This window comes from Brevundimonas sp. (assembly GCF_035627475.1).
GTDB lineage: Bacteria > Pseudomonadota > Alphaproteobacteria > Caulobacterales > Caulobacteraceae > Brevundimonas.
This window is the reverse complement of sequence record NZ_DASPLR010000011.1, coordinates 68,012-89,472: the sequence shown is the minus strand read 5'-3', so window position 1 is coordinate 89,472 and position 21,461 is coordinate 68,012. Positions and strand designations below refer to the sequence as shown.

24 protein-coding genes are annotated in these 21,461 nt (G+C 71.4%); 9 read left to right on the top strand and 15 right to left on the bottom strand.

The window, feature by feature from the left end; translation table 11 throughout:
• Positions 1 to 14 precede the first annotated feature (14 nt).
• The 3 genes from VEA62_RS02895 to ftsY form a co-directional block, all read right to left on the bottom strand.
• Positions 15 to 587 carry a MarR family transcriptional regulator gene (locus VEA62_RS02895; protein ID WP_324818150.1) on the bottom strand — a complete coding sequence of 191 codons (573 nt, stop codon included), beginning with the start codon at positions 585 to 587 and terminating at the stop codon, positions 15 to 17.
• 88 nt (positions 588 to 675) lie between these two features.
• Complete coding sequence (locus VEA62_RS02890) at positions 676 to 1,371, bottom strand: inner membrane-spanning protein YciB (RefSeq protein ID WP_324818148.1); 696 nt, start codon at positions 1,369 to 1,371, stop codon at positions 676 to 678.
• 3 nt (positions 1,372 to 1,374) lie between these two features.
• Positions 1,375 to 2,310 (bottom strand): signal recognition particle-docking protein FtsY, encoded by a 936-nt coding sequence (gene ftsY, locus VEA62_RS02885; protein ID WP_324818145.1) that lies wholly within the window; start codon positions 2,308 to 2,310, stop codon positions 1,375 to 1,377.
• Positions 2,311 to 2,578: 268 nt separating this feature from the next.
• On the opposite strand from ftsY, the gene VEA62_RS02880 reads away from it, so the two are divergent.
• Complete coding sequence (locus tag VEA62_RS02880) at positions 2,579 to 4,633, top strand: NAD(+) synthase (RefSeq protein ID WP_324818143.1); 2,055 nt, start codon at positions 2,579 to 2,581, stop codon at positions 4,631 to 4,633.
• Between the two features lie 71 nt (positions 4,634 to 4,704).
• Here the strand turns inward: VEA62_RS02880 and VEA62_RS02875 are convergent, their stop codons facing one another.
• Together VEA62_RS02875 and VEA62_RS02870 are read right to left on the bottom strand one after the other, a co-directional pair.
• Positions 4,705 to 5,580, bottom strand: a complete 876-nt coding sequence (locus tag VEA62_RS02875) for an alpha/beta hydrolase (RefSeq protein WP_324818140.1) — start codon at positions 5,578 to 5,580, stop codon at positions 4,705 to 4,707.
• A 49-nt stretch (positions 5,581 to 5,629) separates the two neighbouring features.
• Positions 5,630 to 6,142 carry an HAD family hydrolase gene (locus VEA62_RS02870; RefSeq protein ID WP_324818137.1) on the bottom strand — a complete coding sequence of 171 codons (513 nt, stop codon included), beginning with the start codon at positions 6,140 to 6,142 and terminating at the stop codon, positions 5,630 to 5,632.
• Between the two features lie 140 nt (positions 6,143 to 6,282).
• Here VEA62_RS02870 and VEA62_RS02865 point away from each other — a divergent pair, with 140 nt between their 5' ends.
• The 4 genes from VEA62_RS02865 to VEA62_RS02850 all read left to right on the top strand — a co-directional run bounded on the left by VEA62_RS02865 (position 6,283) and on the right by VEA62_RS02850 (position 10,293).
• Positions 6,283 to 7,443, top strand: coding sequence for a DegT/DnrJ/EryC1/StrS aminotransferase family protein (locus VEA62_RS02865; RefSeq protein ID WP_324818134.1), 1,161 nt, complete (start codon positions 6,283 to 6,285; stop codon positions 7,441 to 7,443).
• A 4-nt stretch (positions 7,444 to 7,447) separates the two neighbouring features.
• Positions 7,448 to 8,383, top strand: coding sequence for a Gfo/Idh/MocA family oxidoreductase (locus VEA62_RS02860; RefSeq protein WP_324818132.1), 936 nt, complete (start codon positions 7,448 to 7,450; stop codon positions 8,381 to 8,383).
• Positions 8,384 to 8,923: 540 nt separating this feature from the next.
• Positions 8,924 to 9,094, top strand: a complete 171-nt coding sequence (locus VEA62_RS02855; RefSeq protein ID WP_324818130.1) for a hypothetical protein — start codon at positions 8,924 to 8,926, stop codon at positions 9,092 to 9,094.
• Positions 9,091 to 10,293 carry a cytochrome P450 gene (locus VEA62_RS02850; RefSeq protein WP_324818127.1) on the top strand — a complete coding sequence of 401 codons (1,203 nt, stop codon included), beginning with the start codon at positions 9,091 to 9,093 and terminating at the stop codon, positions 10,291 to 10,293. The genes VEA62_RS02855 and VEA62_RS02850 overlap by 4 nt, the downstream gene beginning before the upstream one ends.
• 3 nt (positions 10,294 to 10,296) lie before the next feature.
• On the opposite strand, the gene VEA62_RS02845 is transcribed toward VEA62_RS02850, so the two are convergent.
• Both VEA62_RS02845 and VEA62_RS02840 read right to left on the bottom strand, forming a co-directional pair.
• Positions 10,297 to 10,776 (bottom strand): MaoC family dehydratase, encoded by a 480-nt coding sequence (locus tag VEA62_RS02845; protein ID WP_324818124.1) that lies wholly within the window; start codon positions 10,774 to 10,776, stop codon positions 10,297 to 10,299.
• Positions 10,773 to 11,777 carry a threonine/serine dehydratase gene (locus tag VEA62_RS02840; RefSeq protein WP_324818121.1) on the bottom strand — a complete coding sequence of 335 codons (1,005 nt, stop codon included), beginning with the start codon at positions 11,775 to 11,777 and terminating at the stop codon, positions 10,773 to 10,775. Before VEA62_RS02840 ends, VEA62_RS02845 begins: the two co-directional genes overlap by 4 nt.
• 45 nt (positions 11,778 to 11,822) lie before the next feature.
• Between VEA62_RS02840 and glpK the strand changes: the two genes are divergently transcribed.
• The gene (glpK, locus tag VEA62_RS02835) at positions 11,823 to 13,316 is read left to right on the top strand and encodes a glycerol kinase GlpK (RefSeq protein WP_324818118.1); all 1,494 of its coding nucleotides are present in this window, start codon (positions 11,823 to 11,825) and stop codon (positions 13,314 to 13,316) included.
• Positions 13,313 to 14,401 carry a phosphotransferase family protein gene (locus VEA62_RS02830; RefSeq protein ID WP_324818116.1) on the top strand — a complete coding sequence of 363 codons (1,089 nt, stop codon included), beginning with the start codon at positions 13,313 to 13,315 and terminating at the stop codon, positions 14,399 to 14,401. Before glpK ends, VEA62_RS02830 begins: the two co-directional genes overlap by 4 nt.
• 3 nt (positions 14,402 to 14,404) lie before the next feature.
• Here the strand turns inward: VEA62_RS02830 and VEA62_RS02825 are convergent, their stop codons facing one another.
• From VEA62_RS02825 to ccmC, 6 genes are all read right to left on the bottom strand, one after another.
• Positions 14,405 to 15,295, bottom strand: a complete 891-nt coding sequence (locus VEA62_RS02825; protein WP_324818113.1) for a hypothetical protein — start codon at positions 15,293 to 15,295, stop codon at positions 14,405 to 14,407.
• Positions 15,296 to 15,386: 91 nt separating this feature from the next.
• A complete protein-coding gene (locus VEA62_RS02820; protein ID WP_324818111.1) occupies positions 15,387 to 16,139 on the bottom strand; it encodes a DUF1223 domain-containing protein in 753 nt (250 codons plus the stop codon).
• A 56-nt stretch (positions 16,140 to 16,195) separates the two neighbouring features.
• Entirely contained in the window at positions 16,196 to 16,441 is a 246-nt protein-coding gene (locus tag VEA62_RS02815; RefSeq protein ID WP_324818108.1) for a hypothetical protein, read from the bottom strand.
• A gap of 48 nt (positions 16,442 to 16,489) precedes the next feature.
• Positions 16,490 to 17,083: a DsbE family thiol:disulfide interchange protein gene (locus tag VEA62_RS02810; protein WP_324818105.1), complete on the bottom strand. Its 594-nt coding sequence runs from the start codon at positions 17,081 to 17,083 to the stop codon at positions 16,490 to 16,492.
• Positions 17,084 to 17,086: 3 nt separating this feature from the next.
• Positions 17,087 to 17,248 carry a heme exporter protein CcmD gene (gene ccmD / locus VEA62_RS02805; RefSeq protein WP_324818103.1) on the bottom strand — a complete coding sequence of 54 codons (162 nt, stop codon included), beginning with the start codon at positions 17,246 to 17,248 and terminating at the stop codon, positions 17,087 to 17,089.
• 12 nt (positions 17,249 to 17,260) lie between these two features.
• Complete coding sequence (gene ccmC / locus VEA62_RS02800) at positions 17,261 to 17,983, bottom strand: heme ABC transporter permease CcmC (RefSeq protein ID WP_324818102.1); 723 nt, start codon at positions 17,981 to 17,983, stop codon at positions 17,261 to 17,263.
• Between the two features lie 134 nt (positions 17,984 to 18,117).
• On the opposite strand from ccmC, the gene VEA62_RS02795 reads away from it, so the two are divergent.
• Positions 18,118 to 19,623 (top strand): S41 family peptidase, encoded by a 1,506-nt coding sequence (locus VEA62_RS02795; RefSeq protein WP_324818100.1) that lies wholly within the window; start codon positions 18,118 to 18,120, stop codon positions 19,621 to 19,623.
• 9 nt (positions 19,624 to 19,632) lie between these two features.
• Positions 19,633 to 19,857: an alkylphosphonate utilization protein gene (locus tag VEA62_RS02790; protein ID WP_324818098.1), complete on the top strand. Its 225-nt coding sequence runs from the start codon at positions 19,633 to 19,635 to the stop codon at positions 19,855 to 19,857.
• A gap of 155 nt (positions 19,858 to 20,012) precedes the next feature.
• On the opposite strand, the gene ccmB is transcribed toward VEA62_RS02790, so the two are convergent.
• On the bottom strand, positions 20,013 to 20,678 hold the full coding sequence (gene ccmB, locus VEA62_RS02785; protein ID WP_324818096.1) for a heme exporter protein CcmB: 666 nt from the start codon (positions 20,676 to 20,678) through the stop codon (positions 20,013 to 20,015).
• Positions 20,675 to 21,274 carry a heme ABC exporter ATP-binding protein CcmA gene (gene ccmA, locus VEA62_RS02780; RefSeq protein WP_324818093.1) on the bottom strand — a complete coding sequence of 200 codons (600 nt, stop codon included), beginning with the start codon at positions 21,272 to 21,274 and terminating at the stop codon, positions 20,675 to 20,677. The genes ccmB and ccmA overlap by 4 nt, the downstream gene beginning before the upstream one ends.
• Between the last annotated feature and the right edge of the window lie 187 nt (positions 21,275 to 21,461).

Below are 21,461 nucleotides of genomic sequence, written 5' to 3'. Positions count from 1 at the left end.
GGGAAAAGGAAATCCTAGGCCGGTTCGACCAGCTTGAGCTTCGGGGCCTTCTTCGGCTTGTCGGCCCTGGCCGCCTTCTTCGCCAGCTTGGCGGCCTTCTTCGCGGCCTTGAGCTCGGCTCTGGCCTTCTCCGGCGCCGCGTCGGCCTCTCCGGCGAGATCGGCGAGAAGGGCGAGGAAGCCGTCGCGCTTGCCCTTGGGCAGCAGGGCGAGGATGCGCTTGTCGGCGGCCTCGACCCGCGGGCGGGCGGCCTCGAGCGCCGCGGCGCCGGCCTCGGAGAGGCGGACGGCCTTGGCGCGGGCGTCGACGACCGAGCGCTCCCGCGCCAGCAACCCCTTCGTGGTCATGCGTGCGACGAGGTCCGCCAGCGTCGACCGGTCGATGCCGGTGGCGCGGACGAGATCGGTCTGGGTCAGGCCGGACTTGTGCGACACGGCCTCGAGCACGGCGAACTGGCGCTGGGTCAGGCCGTCGGGGCCCGCCTCCTCGGCATAGATGTCGAGCGCCAGCTGCAGCACCCGGTGCATGAGGTGGCTGGGCGAGGCGGCGAGGCCGCCGCGTTTGGCTTTCGAACCCGACTTGACCATCGACCGTGTCCCCTCGACTGCACCGCATAGGTAGCAGCCGCGCTTTACGGTTTGACGACGGACGATCCGCAGGCGTCCGGAAGGCGGATCAGGGGGCGCGGTCGGGCTCGGCCGGGGCCATCGGATCGACCGGCTTGTCCGTCGAGGTCAGGTTGCGCAGGATCAGCGGCACCTGCGACAGGCCGAAGACCGACGAGGCGATCCACAGCACGCCGCGGAAGCTGACCCAGACGTCGGCCGGATCGACGTCGCCACGGCCCATGCCTTCGGCGGCCCAGACGACCAGCGCCTCGTTGCGCACCAGTTCGTTGACGATGGCGACGCAGAGGAAGAACAGGCCGTAACGGAAGGTCAGGATGCGCCAGGCCCGGTCGTTGATGGGGATGACCGAGCCGAGCAGGGCCCGCAAGGGCTGTTTGCCCAGCGCCAGTCCGCCCCACAGGGCGACGGCGAGGCAGCCGTTCAGGATGGTGACCTTCAGCTTGACCCACAGGCCGTCGCCGGTGAACAGGGTCAGCAGGCCGAAGACGAGCGCGAACCCGCCGACGATCAGGGGCAGCAGCGCCAGCCGCTTCTCGACGACGAGGCCGACTGCCACGGCGACCACGGAGCCGGCCACCAGGGCCCAGGTGGCCTGGACCAGCGCCTCGTCCCCGCTCACGCCGCGCAGCCGCAGAACGAGGAAGGCGAGGCCGAAGGCCAGCAGGCCGCCGAAATCGACCAGCTGACGCAGGTTCGACTCCCTTGGCGCGGCGGGCGGCGTCGGGGTTTGCGGCTCACTCATGCGTCAGTCCTCGAGTCCCACCAGCGAGCGTGAAAAGGCCCGGGCGTCGAAGGGTTGCAGGTCCTCGACCCCCTCGCCGACGCCGATCAGCTTTATCGGCGCGTCGGAGGCCTGGGCCACCGGCACCAGGACGCCGCCGCGGGCCGTGCCGTCCAGCTTGGTCATGACGATGCCGGAGACATAGGCGGTGCGGCCGAAGATCTTCTCCTGCTCCAGGGCGTTGCGACCGACGGTGGCGTCAAGCACCAGCAGGGTCTCGTGCGGGGCCTCGGGGTCGATCTTCTTCAGCACCCGGACGATCTTGAGCAGTTCGTCCATCAGGGCGGACTTGTTCTGCAGACGGCCGGCGGTGTCGATCAGGACCACGTCGAACCCTTCCGCCTTCGCGCGGCTGTAAGCGTCGAAGGCGAGGCCGGCGGGGTCGGCGCCGTCGCGGCGGCTCTCGAAGGTCGCCCCGGCGCGTTCGGCCCAGACCTTGAGCTGTTCGCGGGCGGCGGCGCGGAAGGTGTCGCAGGCCACGATCATCACCTTGGCGCCCTGGCCGGTCAGGTCGGCGGCGATCTTGCCGAGAGTGGTGGTCTTGCCCGAGCCATTGACCCCGACGAACAGGGTGACGAAGGGGCGGGGGCCGTCCAGCGGTTCGTAGCGTGCCTCGTGGTTGACCAGCTCCGAGGCCACCGCCTCGGCCAGCGCTTCCTTGACCTCGCGCTCGTTCGCGCCGGCCCCGAAGCGCAGCTCGCGGAAGCGGGCCACGATGCGGTCGGTGGCGGCGGGGCCGAGGTCGGATTCGAGCAGATGCTCCTCCAGCCCCTCGAGGGCCGCCTCGGACAGGGGCTCCTTGACGAAGGCGGCGACGACCTGCTCGGTCATCTGTTTGGAGGAGCGGGACAGACCCTGCGTCAGGCGGGACAGCCAGCCCTTTTTCGGCGCGTCGTTCATGGGTTGGCTTTAGCGGGGCGAAGCGGGCCAGTCACGCGCTGTCGCTTAAACCGTCATCCCCGGGCTTGACCCGAGGATCAGAGGGCGAGGCGGGCTGTGCGCTTTGGACGGCCTCGCGAGCGCTCCCGTGCATTCGTCGACGGAGCACCGGACGGTCTCGCCCTCGGGTCAAGCCCGAGGGTGACGACCGGGGAGGACGGTTCGGCAGCACCATCCGTGACCGCCGCGCGTTGTCACGCTAGAACGCCTTGAGCCAGGAACAACGCCTTTGCCCACGAGAGCCTTCCACTCCCCCACCACCCACGGCTTCGTCCGCGTCGCGGCGGCCACGCCGGTGGCGTACACGGCCGATCCGGCGGCCAACGCCGAAGAGCATATGGCCCTGATCCGGCAGGCCGGCGACCGCGGCGTCGACCTGCTGGTGTTCCCCGAACTGTCCCTGAGCGCCTACGCCATCGACGATCTGGTCATGCAGGGGGCCCTGCTCGACGAGGTGGAGCGGCAGGTGGCGCGGCTGGCGCCCCTGACCGCGGAGGGCGGCGTCGTGACGGTGGTCGGGGCCCCGCTGCGGCGCGAGGACCGGCTCTACAACTGCGCCGTGGTGCTGGGGAACGGCCGCATCCTCGGGGTCATCCCCAAGACCTATCTGCCCAACTACCGGGAATATTACGAGAAGCGCTGGTTCTCGGCGGGCGGCGACGTATCGAGCCGCGACGGGGACCTGACGCTGGCGGGCGAGGAGGTTCCGTTCGGAACCGATCTGGTGTTCGAGGCTCCCAACCGGCCCGGCTTCGTGTTCGGGGTGGAAATCTGCGAGGACTACTGGGCCCCGCTGCCGCCCTCGACGCGGCAGGCGATGTCGGGCGCGCGCATCCTGCTGAACCTGTCGGCGTCGAACATCGTCATCGGCAAGGCCGACGAGCGGGCCCTGCTGTGCGCCAGCCAGTCGGCGCGGGCCATGGCGGCCTATGTGTTCGCCGCCTCCGGATGGGGCGAGAGCACCACCGATCTGGCCTGGGACGGTCAGGCGACCATTCACGAACTCGGCGTGCGGCTGGCGGACGGCGAGCGGTTCGCCCTGGAAAGCCACCTGACGGTGGCCGACGTCGATGTGGAGCGGATCGGGCTGGACCGGCTGCGCAACGGCACCTTCGCCGACTGCGCCCGCGACGAGCTGGACGGCTATCTGTTCGAGCGGGTCCTGTTCGAGGCGCGCGAGGCGGCCGTCAGCGGCGACCTGATCCGACCCCTGGACCGGTTCCCGTTCGTGCCCGACGACGCGCGGCGACTGGACCAGGACTGCTTCGAGGCCTTCAACATCCAGGTTCAGGGGCTGATGCGGCGGCTGAAGGCGACAAATGGCGAGCGGATCGTCATCGGCGTCTCGGGCGGACTGGATTCGACCCACGCCCTGCTGGTGGCGTGCCGCGCCTTCGACCGGCTGGGCCTGCCGAGGTCGGGCATCCTCGGCTACACCATGCCCGGGTTCGCCACCTCGGAAGGGACGAAGTCGAACGCCTGGGCGCTGATGAAGGCGCTGGGCGTCACCGGGGCCGAAATCGACATACGGCCGACGGCGATGACCATGCTGGAGGGCATCGGCCATCCGTTCGCCCGCGGCGAACCGGTGCACGACATCACCTTCGAGAACGTGCAGGCGGGCCTGCGCACCGACTATCTGTTCCGGCTGGCCAACCAGAACGGCGCCTTCGTGCTGGGCACCGGCGACCTGTCGGAACTGGCGCTGGGCTGGGCCACCTATGGCGTCGGCGACCACATGAGCCACTACAATGTCAACGGCGGGGTGGCGAAGACGCTGATGCGCCATCTGATCCGCTGGGTCGCGGACCGGGCGGTGGTCGGCGAGGCGGTGGTTCCGATCCTGCGCGGCATCCTCGGAACGGAGATCTCGCCGGAGCTGGTGCCGGCGAAGGACGGACAGCTCCAGTCGACCGAGGGGACGGTCGGGCCCTATGCGCTGAACGACTTCTTCCTGTTCTACATCACCCGTTTCGGCCTGAAGCCGTCGAAGGTGGCGTATCTGGCGCATCAGGCGTGGAAGGACGCCTCGGTGGGAGAGTGGCCGGCCGGGACGCCGGAGGCCGAGAAGATCGAATACGACCTGGCGACGATCAAACACTGGCTGCGCAAGTTTCTGGTGCGGTTCTTCCAGACGGCGCAATTCAAGCGCTCGGCCCTGCCGAACGGGCCGAAGGTGGTCACCGGCGGTTCGCTGTCGCCACGCGGGGACTGGCGGGCGCCGTCCGACAGCACGGCGCGGGTGTGGCTGGACGAGCTTGAGGCGAACGTGCCGGACGCCTGATCAGGGCCAGCATTTTCTTTTCGTCATCCTCGGTCGCGGCGCTGAAGCGCCTTGCCGGAGGGTGACGAAAGTCAGGGAAGCTCCCCCAGGAACGGGAAGATCGCCGCCTTGGCCTCGGGCTCGTCGAGCATGGGGGCGTGGCCGACGCCGGGGACCTCGACGAAATCCATCTTCGGGGCGCGCTTGCGCATCTTCGCGGCGATGGCCTCGCTGAGCAGGTCCGAGGATTCACCGCGCACCAGCAGGACCGGCCGCGCCTTCGTCAGACGGGTGAACATGGGCCACAGATTCGGGACGAGGGCCCTGGCGCCGGCGGCGCGGATCGGGACGGCGATGTCGGGGTCGTAGTCGAGCACCGGCGACCCCTCCGTGCCGATGCGGAAGACGCGGCGGGCGAAGGCGTCCCAGTCGGCGTCGGTGTAGTGGGGGAAGGCGACGGCGTTGTGCTGCTTCACATAGGCGGCGGCCTCGGCCCAGCCGGGCGTGTCGACGGGCTGGCCGGAATAGGCGGCGATGCGGGCGAGGCCCTCCTTCGCCACCTCGGGGCCGACGTCGTTGATGATGGCGGCGGCGATGACCTTCGAGCGGATGGCGGCCAGGGCCATGGTGATCAGCCCGCCCATGGAGGTGCCGAGGAAGACGGCGCGGGCGATCCCGGCCTGATCCAGCAGGGCGAGGACGTCGTGGGCGTAGTTGACCGGCTGGTAGGTCATCGGGTCGGGGGCGCGGTCCGACTGGCCGCGGCCGCGCACATCGATGGCCAGCACGCGCCGGCCGCTCTGGGCGATCAGGGGGGCGATGGCCCCGAAGTCGGCGGAGTTGCGGGTCAGGCCGTGGATTGCGATGACCGGCAGCCTGGCCGGGCCGGAGGCGGCGGGGTAGTCGCGGGCGTAGAGGGAAAGCCCGTCGGGACTGGTCCAGCGGCGTTCGGCGAAAGTCTGGGTCATGGAGGGCTCCGGAGTCAGGCCGGAGTAATTCACCGCCGGACGAATTCCTTCAATGGCCGAGGAGGTCTTTTACGAAATGATCGAGGTTGCCGCCCTCGAAGCGGAAGCCCGGGATGCCGGCGCGGCGGGCCGCCTCGAGGTCCGAGGCCTGGTCGCCGATCAGGAAGGACCGGGCCGGATCGATGTGGTGGTCGGCGATGGCGCGCAGGATCATGCCGGGGTTGGGCTTGCGGTCGGGATGGTCGGGGTGGCGGTAGCGCTCGTCGAGGGCCTCGGCGTGGAAGGGGCAGGCGTAGACGGCGCCGATAACCGCCTGCTTCGCCGCCATGCGCCGCACCAGCAGGGCGTTGAAGGCCTTCATCCGGTCTTCGCTGAACAGGCCGCGGGCGACGCCGGACTGGTTGGTGACGACGACGCAGAGATAGCCGAGCTGGTTAAGGCGGCGCACGGCCTCGCAGGCGCCGGGGGTGAAGCGCAGATGCTCTTCCAGATGGGGGTAGCCGGAGTCCTCGATCAGGACGCCGTCGCGATCGAGGAAGACGGCGGGAACGCCGGATGTCATGATCCGCGCATACGGCGCCGTACGCGGTCGTTGCAACCCGTCACGGGAAGTGACTCGCCGCGATTTGGCGTGGCGGCGGACGATTTGGTAGGGAGCGCCACCCCGGCGCGGCCGAAACCGCGCGATCGGAGAGCTTCGGCATGACCATTCCGTTCATCGACCTTCAGGCCCAGCGGCTGCGGCTGGGCGGCGCCATCGAGGCCGCGGTGCAGCAGGCCGTGGTCGGCGGCGCCTGGGTGATGGGGCCGCAGGTGCGCCAGTTCGAGGCCGACCTGGCCGCCTTCGGCAAGGCGAAGCACGCCCTGGGCTGCGCCAACGGCACCGACGCCCTGGCCCTGCCGCTGATGGCCTGGGGGATCGGGCGCGGCGACGCGGTGTTCGTGCCGAGCTTCACCTTCGCGGCCACCGCCGAGATCGTGCCTTGGTTCGACGCCGAGCCGGTGTTCGTCGACGTCAACGCGACGACCTACAACATGGACCCGGGCCATCTGGAGGCGGCCATCGAGGCGACGCTGAAGGAAGGCCGGCTGAAGCCGCGCGTGGTCATCGCCGTCGACCTGTTCGGCCAGCCGGCGGACTATCCGGCCATCAGGGCGATCTGCGACCGGTACGGGCTGAAGCTGATCGCCGATTCGGCCCAGGGCTTCGGCTGCACCCTGAACGGCGAGCATCCGCTGAAGTGGGCCGACATCACCACCACCAGCTTCTTCCCGGCCAAGCCGCTGGGCTGCTACGGCGACGGCGGGGCGGTGCTGACCAATGACGACGACCTGGCCCAGCTGATCGACTCGATCCGGGTGCACGGCAAGGCGGTGGCGCTGGACCTGAAGGACCGCTCCTTCGACCACGACCCCAAATATCTGAACATGCGCATCGGGCTGAACAGCCGGCTGGACACCATCCAGGCGGCGGTGCTGATCGAGAAGCTGAAGGTGTTCGGTGAGGAGATCGAATGGCGCAACCGCATCGCCGCCCGCTACAACGAGGGCCTGCGCCCGCATGTGGCGGCGGTCCCGGACGTGCCGGAAGGCAATGTCTCCAACTGGGCCCAGTACACGATCGAGCACGAGGACCGGGACGGTCTGGCGGCGCACCTGAAAGAGCAGGGGGTGCCGACGGCGGTCTATTATCCGATCCCGCTGCACCTGCAGCCGGCCTACGACATGTATCCGCGCGGGCCGCAGGGGCTGCCGGTCACCGAACGGCTCAAGGACCGGGTCATCAGCCTGCCGATGCATTCCGACCTGGACGAGGCGACCCAGGACCGCATCATCGCCGCCGTCGCCAGCTTCAGGGCCTGATCCGATGACCACACACGAGCCTGTCCTGAAGTTCGGCGTCGCCGGCGCCGGCGTCATGGGGCGCAACCACGCCCGGGTGCTGACCGACATCCGCGACGTCGAGCTGACCCATGTCTTCGATCCCGACGCCGTGACCGCCGAGGGCGTGGCGGCCGCCTATGGCGCGGCGGCGATGACGACGGCCGAGGCCTTCGTCGGCGCGGGGCTGGACGCGGCCGTGGTGGCGACGCCGAACCGGCACCACGCCGACCTGTCGGTGGCCCTGCTGGAGAAGGGCGTCCATGTGCTGGTCGAGAAGCCGATCGCGGCGACCCTGGCGGACGCCCAGCGGATGATCGATGCGGCGAAGGCCAACGGCCGGGTGCTGATGGTCGGGCAGGTCGAGCGCTTCAACCCGGCGGTGGACGCGGTCAAGCGGGCCATCGACGGCGACGACATCATCTCGATCCAGATCACCCGGGTCGGCCCCTTCCCGCCGCGCATGGGAGAGGTCGGGGTGGTCATCGACCTGGCGGTGCACGACATCGACATCATCCGCCACCTGACCGACAGCGAGATCGTCGAGGTCCAGCCGCAGCTGGCCCGCACCCGGGCCGAGCGCGAGGACACCGCCCTGCTGCAGTTCCGGCTTGAGAACGGGGTCATCGCCCACATCACCACCAACTGGGTGACCCCCTACAAGGTGCGCACACTGCAGGTGGCGACGCGCAACAAATTCGTGGTCGCCGACCTGATCACCCGCCAGGTGACGGAGTATTTCGGCCAGCAGGCCGACGGCTCCTATCAGACCCGCGCCGTGAACAGCTGGCCCGCCGAGCCGCTGAAGAAGGAGCTGGAAGCCTTCGCCCACGCCATCCGCACCGGCGAGCCGGCGGCGGTGACGGGCGAGGACGGACTGCGCAATCTGGAAGTGGCGCTGAGGTGCCTCGGGGAGGGGTGACTGCGGCTGGCGGTCACATGTCGGCAGCCGAAGCGCGGCCTTAGGTTCCGGACTTGGGCGATCGCTCTGTCACAGGCCAGTTCGTCGGCACCGTCGGGGTTTTCAGCCTGCTGGGGCCTCTAGTCGGGACCGGGGTCGCGTGGATCGGACTGGCTTGGGTGCTGGTGACAGCCAGCAGTAACGTCGGCGCGTCCTTCGCAGACTATGTTCCGGAACTCCCCTTCGCAATACTTCTGTCAGTTGTCGTCGGCTACGTCGTGGGCGTCGTCCCCGCGGCCGTAACAGGCGTTGTCTGCCACCTATTCGCGCGCTCGATCCAGCCGAACTGGTTGTGGGTCAGCGCCTGCACACTTGTCGGTGCCTTATGCGGAGGCATGGCTCCGCTGGTGCTGGGACTAGTCGATCTCTGGACGAGTTTGACGTTTGGAGTTTGTGGAGCTGCAGGCGGAGCTGCTTGCGCCTGGAAGCTCCGTCGCGACCGCTGGCCTGCGCGCGCGGGGAAGCCCTGAACCTTGTCAGCGCCCGGTGCGTTACCGGCACATGACCGAGGTTCCCCTCACCCCCGCTCCCGGCGACGAGGCCGTGCCCGGCACGCCCGGGACCGGCGAGACTGTCTGCCCCGGCTGCAACGGCGCCGGCTATATCGGCGACCGGCCGTGCCCGACGTGCGAGGGCTCCGGCCGCGTCATCGAGGGCATCGGCGGGGAATGAGGGACCGAACGGCCGGCTATCTGAGCGACGGCTACGAATTCCTGACGCGGCGGATTCCGGCGTCCGGCTGGCTGGAGCTGCGGCTGGGCGGATTGCCCGCCGTGGCCATCGGCGGCGGGGATGCGCCAGAGGCCTTCTATACGCCGGGGCGGTTCACGCGGGCCGGGGCGATGCCGCCGACGACGCTGCGGCTGCTGCAGGACAAGGGCAGCGTCCAGAGCCTGGACGGCGAGGCGCACCGGCGGCGCAAGGGACAGTTCCTGGCGTTGATGACGTCGGCGTCCATCGCGCGCCTGACAAGCCTGTTCGAGGCGGCGTGGCGACGGCGGGTGGAGGACTGGCCCCGGGACGAGCCGTTCGTATTGCTGCGGCAGTCGGAGCGGATCCTGTGCGACGCGGTCTGCGCATGGGCGGGCGCGCCGCTCGACGGTCGCGCGGCGGCGATGCGGACGCACGAGTTCTCCGCCATGGTCGGACGGGCTGGCTCCATCGGGCCGGACGTCGCGGGCGCCCTGTTGCTGCGCAAGAGGAACGAGCGATGGGCGCGGCGCATGATCCGCGAGCAGCGCAGTGGGCGAGCCGGCGCTGCTTTTGGGGAACCCCTGGCCGAGGTGGCGTCGTGGACCGACGAGGCCGGCGACCGGTTGCCGGTCAAGGTGGCGGCGGTCGAGCTGATCAACCTGCTGCGGCCGACGGTGGCGGTGGCGCGGTTTATCGTCTTGGCCGCTATGGCGCTGCACCGGCGGCCGCGCTGGCGCGAGCGGCTGAGGGACGGCGATGATGCGGCGCTGGAGGCGTTCGCGCAGGAGGTGCGGCGCTATTTTCCGTTCTTCCCGGCCATCGCCGGGCGCGTGCTGCAGCCGTTCGAATGGCGCGGCCGCGGCTTCCGCACGGGCGAATGGGTGCTGGCTGATCTGCACGGCGCCAACCACGACCCGGCGCGCTGGGCGGATCCGATGCGGTTCGATCCGGAGCGGTTCCTGGGCGGAGCGTCGCCGGACCGGATCGCGGCGCAGGGCGCGGGCGACGCAGCGTTGGACCATCGCTGTCCGGGCGAACGGATCACGGTCGAATTGATCAAGCGGGCCGCGGCTCTGCTGGTCGGCATGGACCATGACGTGCCGCCACAGGATTTGAGGATGCGCATCAACCGGATGCCGACGGCGCCAGAGAGCGGGTTCGTGATGCGGCTGAGGTGAGGCTCAGCCCACCACCTGCATGCCCAGCCATTCGGCGATCAGGGCGGGCTTTTCGGCGCCGTCGATCTCGATCGTGACCTCGTGCTTGAGCAGCCAGCGGCCGCCGCCCTTGTCCTCGGCGGAGAGGAGTTTGAAGCGGCCGCGGACCTGCGAGCCGGACATCACCGGGGCGAGGAAGCGCAGTTTGTCGAAGCCGTAGTTGACGCCCATCACCACCCCCTCAAGCGGCGGCACGGCGTCATAGGTCATGGCCGAGAGCAGGCTGAGGGTCAGGAAGCCGTGGGCGATGGTCCCGCCGAACGGCGTCGCCTTCGCCGCCTCCGGATCGATGTGGATGAACTGGCGGTCCTCGGTGATATCGGCGAAGGCGTCTATGCGGGCCTGGTCGACGGTGATCCAGCGGCTGACGCCGACCTCCTGCCCCACCAGTCCGGGCAGGTCGGCGACGGGGGTGGGCGCGCCCCTGCGTTCGGTGCGGCTCATGCGGTCTTCCCCCAGGTTTCCGGATCGAAGCGATCCTCGATGATGGCCGCGTACAGGGCCGGGTCGACGTTGCCGCCGGACAGGACAAGGGCCGTGACGCGGCCCTTCGTCTGGACCTTGCCCGCCAGCAGGGCGGCCAGCGACACGGCGCCGCCGGGCTCGACCACCAGTTTGAGGACGCGGAAGGCGTAGCGCACGGCCTCGGCGACCTCGGCGTCGGAGACGGTTTCGACCCGGTCGACGCGGCGGTTGATCGGGAAGGTCAGCTCGCCCGGGCGATCGGTCATCAGGGCGTCGCAGATCGTGCCGGGGGCGGGCGGATGGGTGAGCCGCTCGCCGGCGGCGATCGACAGCTGCATGTCGTTGTAGTGTTTCGGCTCGACGGCGATCACCGGCGTGTGCGGCGACAGGGCCGCCATCGACAGGTTGATTCCGGCGATCAGTCCGCCGCCCGAGGCGCCGCACAACAGTTGATCGATGTGGGCGCCGGCGGCCTTGGCCTGGTCGATCATCTCCAGCCCGACGGTGCCCTGGCCCTCGATGACGAAGGGGTCGTCGAAGGGGCGAACCAGCACCGAGCCCCTCGAGGCCGAGATCTCCTCGCCGATGGCCTCGCGGCTCTCGCTGTAGCGGTCGTACATGCGGACCTCGCCGCCGAAGGACCGGACGCCCTCGACCTTCACCGAAGGGCTGTCGGCGGGCATGACGATGATGGCGCTGGTCCCCATCATCCGCGCCGCCGCCGCCACGGCCTGGGCGTGGTTGCCGGAGGAATAGGCGACGACGCCGCGCTTCAGCTCGTCGGGGGCCAGGCGGCTGATTCGATTCCAGGCGCCGCGAAATTTGAAGGCGCCCGCGACCTGCAGGGTCTCGGCCTTGAGCAGGACGCGACCGCCGACATGGGCGTTCAGGGCCGGACTCTCGATCAGCGGCGTGCGCACGGCGTGGCCGGCGATCTGGCGGGCGGCGTCCTGGACGCCGGCGAAGGAGGCGGTGTGCATGGAAGGCACTTAACCGCATCGCTTTGGCCTGCGTAAGATGGGGCGATGCAAAGTCTGATCCTCGCCATCGACCAGGGCACGACCTCGACCCGGGCCATCGCCTTCGAGTGCGCGCCGGAGGGGGGCTTGCGGCCCGTGGCGGTCAGCCAGATCGAGCTGGCGCAGCATTTTCCGAGGCCGGGCTGGGTCGAGCACGATGCGGCGGAGATCTGGACGGCGACGCTGCAGACCTGCCGCGAGGTCATCCGCAAGGCGGGGGGCGTGGGGCGGTTCGCGGCCATCGGCATCACCAACCAGCGCGAGACGTCGGTGATCTGGGACGCGGCGACGGGCGAGCCGCTGCACCGGGCCATCGTCTGGCAGGACCGGCGCACGGCGGACGCGACCGGGCGGCTGGCGGCGGCCGGGCATGAGCCGGCGGTGCAGGCGGCGACGGGACTGATCCTCGATCCCTATTTCTCGGCCTCGAAATTCGCCTGGCTGCTCGACGCCGTTCCGGGGGCGCGAGAACGGGCGGAGCGGGGCGAGGTCAAGCTGGGGACGATCGAGACCTGGCTGATCTGGAAGCTGACCGGCGGGACCAGCCACTTCACCGACGCGACCAACGCCAGCCGGACCTCGCTGATGGATCTGGCGACGCGCCAGTGGCGGCCGGACCTGGCGGCGCTGTTCAATGTCCCTATGGCGGGACTGCCTGAAATCCGGGGCTGCGCCGACCATATGGGCGACTGCGAGCCGACGCTGTTCGGCGCGGCTCTGCCGATCCACGGGGCGGCGGGGGATCAGCAGGCCGCGCTGGTGGGACATGGGGCGCTCAAGGCCGGGGACGCCAAGATCACCTATGGCACCGGAGCCTTTCTGGTCGCCAACGTCGGCCCGGCGCCGGTGGCCTCGACCAGCCGGCTGCTGGGCACGCTGGGCTATGCGGCCGACGGACAGGTCGCCTGGGCGCTGGAGGGCTCGATCTTCTCGGCCGGGTCGGCGATCCAGTGGCTGCGCGACGGGCTGAAGGTGATCAGCGAGTCGCGCCATTCGGAGGCCATGGCGCAGGGGCTGAGCGACAACGGCGGCGTCTATCTGGTGCCCGGCTTCACCGGCCTGGGCGCGCCGTGGTGGGAGCCGGAGGCGCGCGGGACGATCGTCGGCCTGACGCGGGACAGCGGTCCGGCGCAGATGGTGCGCGCGGCGCTGGAGGCGCTCGCCTACCAGACCCGGGACCTGCTCGACGCCCTGGCCAGGGACGGGGCGCCGAGGCTGAAGGTGCTCAAGGTCGACGGCGGGGTGACGGCCAACGCTTTCGCCATGCAGTTCGTCGCCGACATCTGCGAGGTGGTGGTCGAGCGGCCGGCCTTCCAGGAGATGACGGCGCTGGGGGCGGCCAAGCTGGCGGCGCTGGGCGTCGGCCTGATCGGCGATCTCGACGACCATCCGGTCGAGGCCCCGGCGCGGTGGGAGCCCCGGATGGACGTGGCCGGGCGCGAGCGGCTGCTGAAGGGCTGGCGCGGCGCGGTCAGGGCCGCCATCATCGCCGCGCAATGAGCCAGACCGACACCGCCGATCCGCAAGCCGACCCCCAGGCCACCTTTTCGGGCACGCGCGAGGTCGATCCCCGCCATGCCCTCGATGAGGCGCGGCTGGGCGAATGGCTGGCCGCCCATGTCGAGGGCTATGCCGGGCCGCTGACGATCCGCCAGTTCAGGGGCGGCCAGTCGAACCCGACCTATGAGTTGACCACGCCGGGCCGGGTCTATGTGCTGCGCCGCAAGCCGCCGGGGGCGCTGCTGGCCTCGGCCCACGCCGTCGACCGCGAGTTCACGGTGATCTCGGCCCTGCACGCCCAGGGCTATCCGGTGGCGCGGCCATGGGCCCTGTGCACCGACGAGACCGTGATCGGCTCGATGTTCTACGTCATGGACAAGGTCGAGGGCCGGGTGCTGTGGGACCTGAAGCTGCCGGGCATGACGCCGGACCAGCGGCGGGCGATCTACGACGCCCAGGTGGATGCGCTGGCGGCGCTGCACGCCTTCGATCCGGCGGCCATCGGCCTCGGCGACTACGGCCGGCCGGGCAACTATTTCGAACGCCAGGTCGGGCGCTGGACCAAACAGTATCGCGCCTCCGAGATCGAGCCGATCCCGGCCATGGACCGGCTGATCGAATTCCTGCCGGCGACCCTGCCGCCGGAGGGACCGACCAGGATCGTCCATGGCGATTTCCGGCTCGACAACCTGATCCTCGCCCCCGACGCACCCGAGGTGCGGGCGGTGCTGGACTGGGAGCTGTCGACCCTGGGCGATCCGATGGCCGACTTCTCCTACCTGCTGATCGCCTGGGTCATTCCGGCCACGGCGCGGAACGGACTGGCGGGGGCCGACATCGAGGCGCTGGGCATCCCATCGGTGGAGCAGATGGTGGAGCGCTACGCCAGGCTGACCGGGGCGCGGCCGGCCGATCTGGACTGGCTGTTCGCCTACAATCTGTTCCGGCTGGCCGCCATCTGCCAGGGCATCGCCGGGCGGGTGCGCGACGGCACCGCCGCCTCGAGCCATGCGAAGACGATGGCGGCGCAGGTTCCGATGCTGGCGGCGGGGGCCCTGTCGTTCGCCACGAAGGCCGGCGCCTGACCGCTAGTTGGTCAGGACCTGGACGCGGGTCCACAGGGCGCCGCGATTGACCACGTCGACGCGCAGCCGCGCCGGCGCGCCGGGGGCGAGGGTGCAGACGGGATAGTGGTCGCCGAGGCCGTCGGCGCACAGCACCTTGCCCGACGAGTCGCGGACGGTCAGGTCGACGTCGGTGTCGCCGTCGCCGATCGCGGCCACGCGCAGGATCTCGGCCCCGCGCGCATCGATCAGGAAGCTCCAGCTCTCGCGCGAGCCCAGCCGCTTGACGGTCGAGACCGGCCCCTCGCCGAACGGCGATGAGCGGACTCCGACCATGGGCGGCGGCGGCGGCGGCGGTGGCGGTGGCGGTGGCGGAGGGGGAGGCGGAGGCGGAGGGGGCGGAGCCGGCTGATAGGGCGGGGCCGGCTGGCGCTGGGCCGTCGCGGGCCGGGCGGCCGGGGGCGGAGGGGGAGGTGGGGGGGCCGTCAGGCCCTCCCGCCCGACCTCGACCCGGGGCGTCGGGCTCTCGACGTCGTCCCGGCGGATCCGCGAGCCGGTCACCACGATCTCGTCGACGGACGAACGGTCCTGCTCCAGCTCGGCCGCCTCCTGACGCAGTCCGGCCGCGGTGAGGACCGGAGCGGCGCCCGGATCGCCGCCGGAGCCGGCCCGCAGCGGCACCTCGTCGAGCATGCGGGCGGCGACCAGCAGGGCCTCGGCGTCGCCCCGCTCGCGCCCCCAGGCGGCGAGTTCGGCGGCGGTGACCATCTGGGCGACGGCGCGCGCCTCCGGGGTCTCGGCGACGGTCGGAACGGCTGACTGCGGGGACGGCTGCCGGGCGGCCGCGCACGCCGCAGGAGCGGCGCCGGCGAGCGCGAGGCAAAGGGTCGCGAGGAGACGGAGCGCCGGTTTCATGCGGTCACCTGTGTCGCCGCCCGGTCGCAGGCGGTCAAGCTCACTGTCCGCGCGGGGCGCGCCGGCAGGCCAGTGACGAAAGCTGACGGGATCAGCGCGGCGGCAGGACGGCGGCGTTGAGGATGCGCCGGTCGGCGCGGGCCTGGACCAGCACGGCGACGGCCTCGTCCGGCGCCAGGCCGGCGGGCAGGGCGTAGAGGGCGGGGCGGCCGGTCCAGGCGCCGAGGCTGCGGACCGAGCGGACCACATTGACGTGGCGCACCGTGCGGCCGCGATTGTCTCCGCTCGCGATCTCGACCGTCTGGGGACCGGGCCGATAGACGACCGCGACCACTTCGGCCCCGCCGGCGGGGGCGCGGCCCGAGCCGACGCCGACGCGGTCGCCGGTTTCGCGGAATTCGATCTCCGGCGGGAAGACGCGGCGGGCGGCCTCCTCCTCGACGGCGGTCTTGAGCGCGGCCTCCTGGGCGCCGGGAACCTGGCGGCGGCCGTCTATGACCACCTGCGGCGTACCGACGGCCCGCAGCTTGAGCGGCCGGCGGTAGGCGCGCTGGCGCTGGGCGAACTCGGGGCGGGCGAAGGTGTCCTCCCAGCCGAGATAGTCCCAGTAGTCGACGGCGTAGGTCAGGGCGATGACGCCCGGCTCGTCGGCCAGGGCCTCGACGCGGGCGTTGGCCTCGGGACAGCCGGCGCAGCCCTGGGCGGTGAACAGCTCGATGACCACCGGCTCGGGCGGGGCCTCGCCGCGCGGGGCGCGGGGCGCCGCCGGCTGGGCGCTGGACCCCGCCGCCATGGAGGCGGCCGCAAGGGCCGCCGCAGGGATGATCCAGCCCCTCGTGCGCATGGCGCGCACCTTAATCACGCCGGCGGGCGTGGCGCGCCTCATTTTCGCGTGAGCGCTCAGACCCGGATGTCGAGCAGGGATCCGGGCCGCTGCGGACGATCCCCGCCGTGGAAGGCTTCGGCCGGAGGGGCGGTCCGGAGGGAGGGCGCGGCCGCGGCGGACGCCGTTGCGGACGAGGCCGCGACCCCGTCCAGGGCGGCCCGGAAGAAGTCGGAGCGCGAGGCGCGGGCGGGCGAGAGGGGAATCCCCGGCGACTGGGTCGGGAACAGGGGCGAGGGTATGGGAGGACGAATCGCGCTCATGCCGACAGGGTTAACGAAATCCGTCGGAAAAGGGTTAATGCGGCGCGGTCACCGGCTTGTGGCGGTCGGAAGCGGGCGCGGCGGGGCCTGGATGGCGGCGACCAGGCGGTCGATCTCGTCCTGGTTGACGAGCGGGCCGGAGGCCTTGGCCACCACCCGGCCCATGGCGTCGACGGCGAAGGTCTCCGGCGCGCCGGTGATGCCCAGGTCGAGGCCGGCGCGGCCTTCGCGGTCGACCAGCACCATGGAATAGGGGTCGCCCAGCTCGTCGAGGAAGGCGCGGGTGTCGGCGGGGTCGTCCTTCCAGGCCACGCCGACGACGGCGACGCCACGCGCCTTCAGCGCCATCAGATTGGGGTGTTCGATGCGGCAGGGCGCGCACCAGCTGGCGAAGACGTTGATCAGCATCGGCTTGCCGACGCCGGCGGTCTTCAGATCGAGCACGCCCGGGCCCGCGGTCGCGCCGGTGAGCATGGGCAGCACGGTCTCGGGCACCGGCTGGCCGATCAGGGCGTCGGGCCGGTACTCGCTGGTCCGACCCTCGGCGACCGAGCGGCTGGTGAAATCGCCCAGGCGGATGGCGGCGAAGGCGACCAGGGCCACCAGGGCGACGAGGGGAATGACGGCGAACCAGCGGTTCATGGCTCAGTCCTTGGCGGGGCGTTCGGCTTCGAGCCGCCTGAGCTCGGCCGACCAGCGGCGGGCGGCGAGCAGGGCGCGGGCGGCGAGGGCGGCGAGCACCACGGCGCTGATCGCCCAGGCCGGCCAGACGAAGGCGGCGTAGCGGCCCATATCGAGGTCGAGCATACCGGGCCTCCCCTATGCTTCCAGGGCGCGGCGGGCGCGGATCGACAGCACGCGCCGGCGCACGATCTCGGTGCGGATGGCGGTCAACCAGACGGCGAGGAAGAGCAGACCCCAGGCCGCCATCATGGTCAGCAGGGGGGTCAGGAACACCGCCGGCATGGCCGGCCCGCCCGCCCGCAGCAACGAGGCGGGCTGGTGCAGGGTGTTCCACCAGTCGACCGAGAATTTGACGATGGGCAGGTTCACCAGGCCGACGAGGCCGAGCACGGCGGCGGCGCGGGCGGCCCTCGTCTCGTCGTCGATCGAGGCGCGCAGGGCCAGGTAGCCGACGTAGAACAGGAACAGGATCAGCACGGACATCAGGCGCGCGTCGCCCCAGGCCCACCAGGCGCCCCACATCGGCTTGCCCCACAGGCTGCCGGTGATCAGGGCCAGGGCGGTGAAGGCGGCGCCTGGCAGGGCGGCGGCGCGGGCGGCGGCGTCGGCCAGCGGATGGCGGAACACCAGGGCGAAGAAGCTGGAGACGCCCAGCGCGGCGTAGGCGGCGAGGCCGATCGAGGCGGCGGGCACATGGACGAACATGATCCGCACCGTGTCGCCCTGCTGGTAGTCCTCGGGCGCGGCGAAGGCGAACCAGGTCGCCACCGCCAGCAGCACGACGGCCAGCCCCCACACCACCGGCGTCAGCGGTCGGGTGAAGCGCAGGAAGCGGTCGGGGTTGGCGAGGCCGAACATGCCGCGCCGATTACGCTCCAGCCAGGCGCACGGCAAGCGGCGCACGGTCGCGGGCGCATTACCAAGGCTTAAGTGGCGCCGCGGCCAGCGTCGCCGTAGAGGCGATCATCCACTCGCCCCAACCCTGTCCCGCCATGTCACGCACCCTCGCCGCGGCCTCCGCCGCCGTCCTCGCCCTCGCCGCCGTCGCCGGCCCCGTCCTGGCCCAGGACGCCCCGCCCACGCCCGCGCCGGACGACTGGGGCGCCGCCCTGGGGCAGGACGCCAGGGCCTTCCATGACGTCATCGTCGACGGTCATCCGGGCCCGGTTGACGCCGAAAACCCGGGCTTCAATCCGCATCTGGAGGCCGGCCTCGCCCTGGCGCTGGAGCGGGCGCGGACCGCGGACAGCTACGAAGCCTGGTATTTCGCCCTGCAGGAATACGCCGCCTCCTTCGACGATGGGCATCTGGGGCTGAAGGACTGGGCCGGCATGGGGCACGCCTGGACCGCCCACTGGCCGGGTTTCCTGACCGGCCTGCGCACCGGACCGGACGGGGAACGCCACGAGGTGGTGTTCAGCCGCGATCCCGCCGCTCCGCCCGAGGGCGCGATCCTGGTCGGCTGCGACGGCCGCCCCGCCGCGGCGCTGGCCGCCGAGGTCGTCGGCCGCGGCGCGGGGCGCTGGTCGCTGCCGTCGCGCCGCGCGATCTACGCCTCCACCCTGTTCGTGGATCAGCACAATCCGTGGGTCCGCCGCGCCGAACAGTGCGAGTTCCGCGTCGGTAACGAAGTCCGCCGCTACGACCTGACGTGGCGCGAGCTGCCGGACGCCGTCCGCGACGAGGGCTTCGCCGCGGCGCGCAGCCCCCGCTTCAAGGCCCCCATCGAGCTCCGCCGGTGGAGCGGCGGCCAGTGGATCGGGCTCGGCGGCTTCGACGGCGATCCGGCCAGCGAGGACGGCGTCGCCCTGACGGCCCTGCAGGCCGCTGTCGAGGCCCGGGCTGACGAGATCCGCCAGGCCCCGGCGGTGGTCTTCGACCTGCGCGGCAACGGCGGCGGGTCTTCGGCCTGGATCAACGCCCTGGCGGCGGCCCTGTGGGGCGAGGCCGAGGTCAGGGCCCGGGCCCCCCGGTCCGGGGCGGTGGACTGGCGTACGTCCGAAAAGAACATCGCCCTGATCGAGGAGTACAAGGGCCTGCTGGGGTCGAACCCCGAGGTGCTGGCCTGGCTGACCACGGCCGCCGACGGCATGCGCGCCGCGCGCGCCGAAGGCCGGCCGCTCTGGCGCGAGCCCGAGGAAGAGGCCGTGACGGCCGCCGCCCTCGCCGGAGCGGCCCCGATGAAGGCCCGGACCTGGGTGCTGACCGACGCCGGCTGCGCCTCGGCCTGCCTCGACGCCGTCGATCTGCTGAAGGCGCTCGGCGCGATCCAGGTTGGCCAGGAGACCTCGGGCGACACGGCCTATATGGAAATCCGCGAGGAGCCGCTGCCGGGCGGCCGGGTCGTCGCCCGTATCCCGATGAAGGTCTATCGCGACCGGCCGCGCGGCGACAACGAGACTCATGTCCCCGTCCACGAATGGACCGGCGCCCTCGGCGACACCGCCGGGATCGAGGCCTGGCTGGCCGGACTCGACGCGGCGGCGGCCAGGCGTTAGGCGGGTTCCATGACCGACGATCCGACAAAAGACAGCAACGGCAACCTCCTCGCCGACGGCGACAGCGTGACCCTGATCAAGGACCTCAAGGTCAAGGGCTCGGGCGGGGTGACGCTGAAGCGCGGGACCCTGGTCAAGAACATCCGCCTGACCGGCGATCCGGACGAGATCGAGGCCAATGTCGAGAAGGTGCGCGGGCTGGTGCTCCGGACCGAGTTCGTCAAGAAGGCCTGAGACCCCAAAGTCCGCTCATCCCGGCGAAAGCCGGGACCCCAGGCTGTCCAGCTTGACGCCGGCGCTTCAGGATCGGGAGCGCGGGGACTTGCCGCAAGCCATCTTCCAAAGCACTGGGTCCCGGCTTTCGCCGGGATGAGCGGAGGGGTTGTGCCTCAGCCCTGAGCATTGCGGATCGCCGCCGCGCCGGCGAAGGGCGTGACGACGGCGGCGAAGAGGACGTAGGCCAGAAGGAAGGCCAGGGCGGGCGCCGGCGACAGGCCGTTGACCGACCGCTCCAGGGCGCCGGCGCCGAACACCACCGGGGGTATGAACAGCGGCAGGACGACGACGGCGATCAGCAGGCCGCCGCGCTTCGATCCCAGGGCCAGCGCCGCGCCGAGCGCCCCGGTCAGGGCGAAGCCGAGGGCGCCGATCAGGGCGGAGAAGGCGACCAGCGGGGCCTGCGCGGGCGGCAGACCGAGGGTGATGGCGGCGACCGGGGCGGTGACGGCCAGCGGGACGCCGACGGCGAGCCACTGGGCCTTGGCCTTGGCCAGCACGGTCAGCTCGAGCGGAACCGGGCCGAGGGCGATCAGATCGAGGGCGCCGTCCTCGAGGTCGCGCTCGAACAGCCGCTCCAGCGACAGGATCGAGGACAGGGCCAGCGCCAGCCAGGCGATTCCGCCCGCCACGGGCCTGAGCCCCGCCGGATCGCCGCCGGCCGCCAGCGGCACGAGCACCGTCAGACAGAGGAAGAAGCCGCAGGCCAGCAGGGGACCGCCGCCGCCGGCCCAGGCCAGGGCCAGTTCGCGCCGCCAAAGGATCAGCAGGGCCTTCACCGTCCGGCTCCGATGTCGATGGCGCGCGCGGCGACCGGCAGCGGGTCGTGGACGGCGGCGAGAATGGCGCCGCCCTTGTCGATGTGGGCCTGCATCAGCAGGCCCAGGGCCGCGCGCCAGCGCGCGTCGAGCGGGGCGAAAGGCTCGTCGAGCAGCCAGATCGGCCGCGGCGCGGCGATCAGCCGGGCGAAGGCGAGGCGGCGGCGCTGGCCCGCCGACAGCTGGCGCACCTCGAGGTCGAGCAGCGGCTCCAGCGCCAGCACATCGACGGCGGCGGCGACGCCTTCCGGCGCGGCGCCCAGCCACCGGCACTGGAAATCGAGTTCGTCGCGGGCCCGCCGGGCGCCCTTCAGGCCGTCCAGATGGCCCAGCCAATGAAGGTGGCGGCGCCGCGCCTCGGCGGGGTCCACGTCGGCGAAGGCGATACTGCCGGCGTCGGGCCGCAGGAAGCCCGCGAGCGCCCGCAGCAGGCTGGTCTTGCCCGCGCCGTTGGCTCCGGTCAGGGCCACCGCCTCGCCGGAGGCGAGCGACAGCGACAGGTCGCGGAACAGCACGCGCTCGCCGCGGGAGAGGGTGAGGCCGGCGACGGTCAGCATCCGCAGCCGCTCCAGTTGCGAACACCTATCAATACCCGCGTCGGGGTCGTGGATACATGGACGCCCGTCGGAACCACCGCTATATCCGGCCTCGCCGCAGCAGGCGTTCGCCGCGCGCGGCGGGGACCTGTGCGCCCCGCCGTCTGTCGCGCGATCGCGCAACCGGATGTCCGGGCGGCTTGAACCA